Genomic DNA, 8,290 nt, shown 5'->3' with positions numbered 1-8,290 from the left:
TTTAGTAAATTATAACAAATAAATTGATGAAGATTTTTATATCTTCATTATACGAGGTGATAAAATGGAAATTAATAAAGAAAGTATTTTATCTGTTTTAAAAGCATTAGATAAAGAAAAATATTCAATTTTAGAAATTGGATTATTTGGAAGTTATGCTAGAGAAGAAGAAACTGATAGCAGTGATATAGATATAATTGTAAAAATAGAGTTTAAAAAAGGCATGTATAGAAATTTTTGTGCTTTGCAAGAGGAGTTAGAAAATACTTTTGGAAAAAAAGTAGACTTAATTGAAAAAAGTGTTTTTGATTATAAGTTTAAAAATCCAGATGTAAAAGATTATAAAGAAAAAGTTAAAGAAGAGATATTAGGAAGTGTTATATATGTCTAAGGTAAAAAGAAATATAATACAGTTCACTTATGATATTGAAGAGTTTATTGGATACATTCAAGAAGAGATGACAAATAAATCCTTTAACGATTTTGCTTTAGATAAAAAAAGTGTTGGATATATAGAAAGACAATTAGAAAAAATAGGAGAAGCTATTACTCAAATCCAAAAGTTAGATAAAGATATTTTAACTACAACTTACGATAATAAAAGTTATTGGGAAGGAATAAAAGGAGTTAGAAATAGATTAATACATGAATATTGGGGAACTAGTATTCAAATGATCTATGAAATTTCTGTGGATGAAATGGATGAGCTATTAGATTATATAAAAAAGATAAGAGAGCTAGAAAAAAATTAAACAAATCTGAAAACAAGAGGGGAAACTTATGGCTGACTATAAATCAATTGCAGAAACTAATAACTTTATAGTTTTAGATAGATATAACAAAATAGATGAACAAGGGGTAAGCTATCAAACAGAAGCTCAATTGGAAGAGGAGCTTTTACAGGACTTACAAAATCAAGGTTATGAATATTTACCAAAGCTTATTAATACAAAAGAGATGTTAAAAAACATTAGGGTACAATTAGAAGCTCTTAACAGTGTTAAATTTTTAGATTCTGAATGGAGAAGATTTTGTGAAGAGTACTTAGATAAACCAAGTGATAACTACATAGATAAAACTCGTAAAATTCATGATGACTATATCTATGATTTTACCTTTGATGATGGACATATTCAAAATATCTATCTACTAGATAGAAAGAATATTAGTAGAAATAAGTTACAGGTTATTTCACAGTTTAAACAAACAGGAACTAGTAGTAATCGTTATGATGTAACAATTTTAGTTAATGGATTACCTTTAATTCAAGTGGAACTTAAAAAGCGTGGAATTGCTATTCGTGAAGCATTTAATCAAATCAATAGATATAGCAAAGAGAGTTTTAATTCTGATAACTCTTTATTTAAATACCTTCAGATTTGTGTAATTTCAAATGGTACAGATACAAGATATTTTGCTAACACTACTAAAAGAGATAAGAACAGTTTTGATTTTACAATGAACTGGGCTAAGTCTGACAATACTCTTATTAGAGATTTAAAAGACTTTACAGCTACGTTTTTTCAAAAGAACACACTTTTAAATGTACTATTGAATTACTGCGTTTTTGATTCAAATAATATACTTCTAATTATGAGACCGTATCAAATAGCTGCAACAGAAAGAATATTATGGAAGATAAAGAGCTCATATTTAGCTAAAAAATGGAAGACTATAGATGCTGGTGGATATATTTGGCATACAACTGGGTCGGGAAAAACTTTAACAAGTTTTAAGGCTGCTCGTTTAGCTACAGAGTTGGAATTTATAGATAAAGTATTCTTTGTAGTGGATAGAAAAGATTTAGATTATCAGACAATGAAAGAGTACCAACGTTTTTCACCAGATAGTGTTAATGGATCTGAAAACACTGCTGGTCTTAAAAGAAATGTTGAAAAGGATGACAATAAAATTATTGTAACTACCATCCAAAAATTAAATAACCTAATTAAGAGTGAAGCTAATTTACCACTTTATAATCAACAAGTTGTATTTATATTTGATGAAGCTCACCGTTCACAATTTGGTGAAGCTCAAAAGAATATTGCTAAGAAGTTTAAAAAGTATTATCAGTTTGGATTTACTGGAACACCAATATTTCCTGAAAATGCTTTAGGTTCTGAAACTACTGCAAGTGTATTTGGTACTGAGTTACATTCATATGTTATTACAGATGCAATTAGAGATGAGAAGGTTCTTAAATTTAAAGTTGATTATAATGATGTACGTCCTAAGTTTAAATCTGTTGAAATGGAACAAGATGAAGAAAAATTAAGTTCAGCAGAAGCAAAGGCAGCATTTTTACATCCTGAAAGAATCAAAGAGATTTCTCAATATATTCTTAATAACTTTAAAGTTAAAACTCATCGTATATATAATGCTGAAAAAGGATTTAATGCAATGCTTACTGTAAGTAGTGTAGATGCAGCAAAACTTTATTATGAAACATTGAAGAATCTACAAAAGGATAGTAAAAAGCCTTTAAAGATAGCAACTATATTCTCTTATGCAGCTAATGAAGAGCAAAATTCAATAGGAGAGATTCTTGATGAAACTTTTGAACCTTCAGCAATGAATCAAAGTGCAAAGGAGTTCTTGAACTCTGCTATTAATGATTATAATACAATGTTTAAAACAAACTTTGGTGTTGATAGTAATGAGTTTCAGAACTATTATCGTGATTTAGCTAATAGAGTGAGAGAGCAAGAGATAGATCTATTGATTGTAGTTGGAATGTTTTTAACAGGATTTGATGCTCCAACACTAAATACACTATTTGTAGATAAAAATTTACGTTATCATGGATTAATACAAGCATTTTCAAGAACAAATCGTATCTATGATTCCACAAAAACTTTTGGAAATATAGTTACTTTTAGAGATTTAGAACAGGCTACAATAGATGCTATAACTCTATTTGGTGATAAAAATACAAAGAATGTAGTTCTTGAAAAAAGTTACAAAGAGTATATGGAAGGATTCACTGATATTAGTACTGGTGCAGCACGTCGTGGCTATATAGAAGTAGTTAGAGAGTTAAACTCTCGTTTTCCTAATGTTGATGATATAGTTACTGAAAAAGATAAAAAGGATTTTGCTAAACTCTTTGGTGAATATTTAAGAGTTGAGAACATATTACAAAATTATGATGAGTTTACAAGATTAAAAGCTTTACAATCTCTAGATATGGAAGATTTAAATGCTGTTGAAGAGTTCAAAGCTACGTATTATGTAAGTGATGAAGATATCGCTGCTATGCAGAAAATAGAGATGCCTAAAGAGAGAATGGTTCAAGATTATCGTTCTACATACAATGATATTCGTGAATGGCTACGTCGTGAAAAGAAGCGTGGAGTTGAAGAGGATTCTGCACTTGAATGGGATGAGGTTGTTTTTGAAATAGATCTTTTAAAATCACAGGAGATAAACTTAGACTATATTCTTGAGTTGATTTTTGATAAGCATAAGAAGGTAAAGGATAAAGATGTATTAATTGGAGATGTACGTCGTTTAATTAGGTCAAGTACAGGAAATCGTGCAAAAGAAAGTCTAATAGTTGACTTTATTAACAGCACAGATTTAGATACATTTGATGATAAAGCAAATATTATAGATGCCTTTTTCTCATTTGCTCAAATAGAGCAAGTGAAAGAAGCTGAAGAGTTGATAGCTGAAGAGAAGCTTAATGCTGATGCAGCTAAAAGATATATAATGACATCCTTAAAGAAAGAACAGGCAAGTAATAATGGAACAGAGCTAAATGAAATCATTCCTAAGATGAGTCCTCTTAATCCTAATTACTTGACTAAAAAAAGCACTGTATTCCAGAAAATATCAGCTTTTGTAGAGAAGTTTAAAGGAATTGGTGGGAGAGTATAATTTAATCGAATAAACTAAAAAGAGGGTAACAAGTCCAGTTATCCTCTTTTCCTTTTAGTGTTATATTTAGACTAGAGTATAATTGATACATAGAAATTTATATAAAAGATGCCACATTTCCACCGTTTTTCTTGCTTTTTCTACATATTTATTGTATCATAAATTTAGTATATACTTAATAGTACAGATTGAAGTGAAAATAAAGTTGAGATATTAATATCTCAATTTTTGTAAGTTTAAATTTCTTTACTTTCTTCATATAGAGTTTCAGGATCCATATCTACTTCATTTAGCCATTCAATACTATCAAAAGATACTTTCACAGTTTTAAATAGATTTATATCGTTCAATTCTCTAAATACTCCTTTATTTAAATATGGGTACATATCAAAAATTCTAGTTTCATTATTTTCAAATGTTAGTATCAATTTATAATCATCTGTAGGGATAACTTTTTTAACTGCTAAATACATTTTTTCTCACCTCTACTTTAATGGATCAATTTTAAATGGAAGTTCACTTTCCATAGCAAGTTTCCAATCAGCTCTCAATTCTTCTTGACGAAGTTCAGCCCAAGCTAAAACTAATTTCAGTTGCTTTTTAGGTAGATTTCCTTCTATTAATTCACAACTTTCAATATCTACTACTGCTTTAAAATCTTGATAATACGCATGAAAATGTGCAGGAGCATGCTCTTTAGGTGCACAGTACATCCTGATTATTATTCCATAAAACATACTTATTGTAGGCATATTTTTCCTCCAGTTAATTTTTACAAACCTAATTTAGCTTTTAAGCTACTTTCTAAAATAGCAGAAACGTTAATCTTATTTTTCTTAGCTAAATCATTAAGCCATTTAGGCAATGTTACATTCCTTCTAACACATTTATTGTTTTCATCATCTCTAATAGGAGTCATAAAAACTTCAATTAATTGAACAAATTCTGTTGAGTCTACTTTTATATTTTGAGGTTTACTAGGATTAGGAAGATTTAATTCTCTAGATTCTAAAGAATATAAATATAATCCTAAACAATCTTTAGCCAGAAATAAAGCTTCTTCTAAACTATTACCACATGTAAATGCTCCAGGTAGATCTGGAAAAGAAATATTATAACCTTCATCCTCTTGCTGAAAAATAGCTGGATAAATATATCTATCTTTTTTCATTTTTGTCACCTCTAAATTATAGTAATCTTCAAGATAGAAAGATATGTACCTTTTTTCATATTTTTTCTAGGATAAGGAGCTACTACAGCCACACTTCCTTTATAAAAAATATGATGAGAACCATTATTAATTCTATCTAATGATATATCAATTCACTTCATATAATATTATACGCATTTATAGTGTGTATGTCAAAGCTATTTTCATAATTAAAAAGCTACATCATAATAATTAACATTCCAATGACTAAGGTAGTTAATTGGTTTGTAATTTTGATGTTAAAGGATAAAAAAGCTTGGGTTTCATAAATTTCCCAAGCTTAGTTTATTAAGTTAGCCAAATTATTTATTTCTACGATATAATTGTTGATTTGATGTCGTTTTTTCTTCGATAGAGATATCATTATTAGGAACTTCTAAAATTTTAGCTTTAACTTTAGTTCCAATTGTTAATCTATCACCTACTCTTATTTGATCCCATTCATATTTTTTGTATAAATCAGAAACTTTGAATTTTTTACCTACAGGAACTTTTTTCATTTCATTTAAGATATAATCAACATGCTCTTCGATATTCATAACAAATCCTCCTTTATACATACAAGCTGTAAGCGTTAAGCTTATATGTATAATACCTTATTTCAATATTTTTGTCAATAAAATTATTGTAAATTATTTTAAAAAGAGATATACCCTAATGGATGTCTCCTATTTTATAAGTTACAATTTAGTAGATGAATTTTAATTATAAATTAATTATTTCATCACTATATCTATCATTTATACTATCTTTATTGCAGATTATAGTATATATATTAATTCCTAGGTTTAATTTTTTTTGTTCTAGTTTTCTTATAAATTTATCACTTAACTCACATAAACCATCAGTAATCATTAGTATATCAGCTTTATTGTAATCTTTTAAATTCTTTATTATATCTATTGCTTTCTCTAAAGGAGTTTCAAAGTCTGTTCCTCCATTAAAGCCAGAGTTTAAGAAAGGAAGTATCTGATTTATCTCAGATTCATTAGAAATATTTAATTCTTTAGTTTCACCTTTATCACCAAAAATAATGATATAAAGACTTCTATTTTCTTTTTCCAATATTTTAGAAATTGATAATAAAAGAGCTTTTGCTTTTAAAATAGGCATCCCATTCATACTTCCAGATGTATCAAGACATACAATAACAGGCCCCTTATTTTCTAAATTAATATATTCTTTTTTTTCTTTTGAATTGTACTTGTGTTCTTTAGAAACAATTTCATATGTTAATAAACTTTTTTCCAAGAATTTTGAATAAAATAGATATTCTAACTCTTCAGACTCAAAATTAGTTAACTCAGAAGGTAATATTCTAGCTAAATCATCACTTTTATAAACTCCTAATATTTCATTATTGTTTCTTTTTAAAATTTTTGGCTTTAATTTTTTTTCTTTTGATATATAATTTCTTCCTAATCTTTTAATAACTTCTTTTATTTTTTGATTTTTCTCTATCTCTTTTACAAGTGCTAAAAAATCTTCTCCCATATTTAAAAATTCATTATAACTGTATCCACACCCTGTTATCTTAATAAACTTTTCTACTTCTCTATACTTTTTATCAACAGTTTCTAAGTATTCCTTAAATATTGTTAATAAATTTATAGCTTCTTTAGGAATATTCTCATCCGAAATTTCATTCATATACTCATTACAAGAGTCTAATTCATCTCTTAAAACTTTTATATTTTCTTCATTTAATACTATATCTTTCCAAAATTTTTCTATTTGGTCAAGATCTGGTTCTTCTTCTTTTTCTATTTCACTTTGGTTTTTCCAATCCCAAAGTTTCCATTTAGTTGCTCCAAGCTTTTTTTGAGATTTTAATTTAAGATTTTTTATAGTTCGTTCCCAAGTTTCATTTATATCTTTTAGCTTTAATAAATTATCAAAACTATAATTACTCTTAGAATACTCTACACATTTCTCACTAAATTCATGACAGTTATTAAAAATTAATCCATAAAATCCTCTTTCACCTAAATGTGCAATGGCTCCATTAGAAACATCTTTATTTCCAACTGCACCTTTTGAGTTACAAGATACATATATTTTTTTATAAAGACAACTTTTATCTGTAAACTCTTCAGGAGAAGATTTTTTGACACTACTTTCTGCAAAACTTTCTACAACTATATTTGAAATTTCATTATTACCAATATATATTCCTGAATGTTCTACTCCAAAATATAAATCTGAATAAACAACACTTCCTTCTATAGGGATTATTTTTTCTCTAAAGTTATTGTCTATAAATGTTTTTAAACATTTTACGCCCACTCTTGCTAAAATATTTATTTTTGAAAATGGATTTAATATACTTGTACTTTTAAATAACTTTTTAACATGACTAAACATATTATCTACCTATATCCAAATATTATTATTTAAAATATTAGAAAGTTCATTTTTTTTCATAGAAATTTTTTCGATTATATTCTCAGAAATATTATTCATTTGTCTAAGCACAGGAGTATTATTATTTTCATCCCAAATCCAAATATTTTGAAAATCCCATCCTAAACGTTTATAAAACTTTTCATTAAAATGAGATGGATCTAAAGATTTACCATCTGTTCCATTTTCATCATTAGGAATTATCTTGTTAGTTAAAGCTGTATAATTATTTTTTAATATAGAAGAACTACCTTCACCAACTATACAACCTAAGTTATTACGACTATAAGGGGTCCCGTCAGGAAAACGCGGAATAACAACGCTAAGGATTTTCCTGACCATCTATGACCCCTTTATTTTCAATGCTTAATCTATATTTAGCTCTCTTAAAAATTCTAAAGAAGTTGTACAACAATCTGAATCAAATTTATATTCCCCTAAAAAATTAATATGCTCCCAAGCAAGTGGAGATATGTTGCTTAACAAAGCCTCATCAACCTCTTCAATAGTTTTTAAATATTGAACAGCCTTTTCTAAGTAAATCGTATTCCAAATACTAATAGCATTTATAATAATATTAAGTGTACTTGCTCTTTGAAGTTGATTTTGGATAGTCCTTTCTCTCAATTCACCTTGCTTTCCAAAGAAAATAGCTCTTGCTAAACCATTCATAGCTTCTCCTTTATTTAAACCTCTATGAATTTTTCTTCTTAACTTTTCATCTGATAAGTAATCTAAAATAAAAATAGTTTTTTCTATTTTCCCCATCTCTCTTAATGCTGTAGAAATACTATTTTG

General features: G+C 27.4%; 11 protein-coding genes. 3 read left to right on the top strand and 8 right to left on the bottom strand.

All coding sequences use genetic code 11. The annotated features are described in order from the left end of the window. The first annotated feature begins 64 nt into the window (after nt 1-64). Genes L988_RS01950 through L988_RS01940 form a run of 3 tightly spaced genes read left to right on the top strand, consistent with a single transcriptional unit; the run spans nt 65 to nt 3,879 of the window. On the top strand, nt 65-391 hold the full coding sequence (locus tag L988_RS01950) for a nucleotidyltransferase family protein (protein WP_047381031.1): 327 nt from the start codon (nt 65-67) through the stop codon (nt 389-391). Then, entirely contained in the window at nt 384-752 is a 369-nt protein-coding gene (locus L988_RS01945) for a DUF86 domain-containing protein (RefSeq protein ID WP_047381029.1), read from the top strand. The genes L988_RS01950 and L988_RS01945 overlap by 8 nt, the downstream gene beginning before the upstream one ends. Nucleotides 753-780: 28 nt before the next feature. Next, complete coding sequence (locus tag L988_RS01940; RefSeq protein WP_047381027.1) at nt 781-3,879, top strand: type I restriction endonuclease subunit R; 3,099 nt, start codon at nt 781-783, stop codon at nt 3,877-3,879. 236 nt (nt 3,880-4,115) lie between these two features. Here L988_RS01940 and L988_RS01935 read toward each other — a convergent pair whose 3' ends face one another. The 8 genes from L988_RS01935 to L988_RS01905 all read right to left on the bottom strand — a co-directional run. Further along, on the bottom strand, nt 4,116-4,352 hold the full coding sequence (locus tag L988_RS01935) for a DUF2442 domain-containing protein (protein ID WP_047381025.1): 237 nt from the start codon (nt 4,350-4,352) through the stop codon (nt 4,116-4,118). A gap of 12 nt (nt 4,353-4,364) precedes the next feature. Then, on the bottom strand, nt 4,365-4,631 hold the full coding sequence (locus L988_RS01930; protein ID WP_047381022.1) for a DUF4160 domain-containing protein: 267 nt from the start codon (nt 4,629-4,631) through the stop codon (nt 4,365-4,367). Between the two features lie 20 nt (nt 4,632-4,651). Continuing rightward, nucleotides 4,652-5,050 carry a type II toxin-antitoxin system HicB family antitoxin gene (locus L988_RS01925; RefSeq protein ID WP_047381020.1) on the bottom strand — a complete coding sequence of 133 codons (399 nt, stop codon included), beginning with the start codon at nt 5,048-5,050 and terminating at the stop codon, nt 4,652-4,654. Between the two features lie 11 nt (nt 5,051-5,061). Further along, on the bottom strand, nt 5,062-5,181 hold the full coding sequence (locus L988_RS14100) for a type II toxin-antitoxin system HicA family toxin (RefSeq protein ID WP_369798245.1): 120 nt from the start codon (nt 5,179-5,181) through the stop codon (nt 5,062-5,064). 210 nt (nt 5,182-5,391) lie between these two features. After that, nucleotides 5,392-5,628 carry a DUF1413 domain-containing protein gene (locus tag L988_RS01920; RefSeq protein ID WP_047381018.1) on the bottom strand — a complete coding sequence of 79 codons (237 nt, stop codon included), beginning with the start codon at nt 5,626-5,628 and terminating at the stop codon, nt 5,392-5,394. Nucleotides 5,629-5,794: 166 nt separating this feature from the next. Beyond that, a complete protein-coding gene (locus tag L988_RS01915; RefSeq protein ID WP_052191640.1) occupies nt 5,795-7,453 on the bottom strand; it encodes a VWA domain-containing protein in 1,659 nt (552 codons plus the stop codon). 9 nt (nt 7,454-7,462) lie between these two features. Continuing rightward, nucleotides 7,463-7,834 carry a hypothetical protein gene (locus L988_RS01910; protein WP_047381016.1) on the bottom strand — a complete coding sequence of 124 codons (372 nt, stop codon included), beginning with the start codon at nt 7,832-7,834 and terminating at the stop codon, nt 7,463-7,465. 24 nt (nt 7,835-7,858) lie between these two features. After that, the coding region (locus L988_RS01905) for a Tn3 family transposase (protein WP_047381014.1) at nt 7,859-8,290 on the bottom strand (432 nt) is incomplete at its 5' end.

The sequence above is a fragment of the Cetobacterium sp. ZWU0022 genome (assembly GCF_000800875.1).
Classification (GTDB): domain Bacteria; phylum Fusobacteriota; class Fusobacteriia; order Fusobacteriales; family Fusobacteriaceae; genus Cetobacterium_A.
Note: the sequence above shows the minus strand (reverse complement) of the source record. Positions and strands in the feature narration are given on the sequence as shown.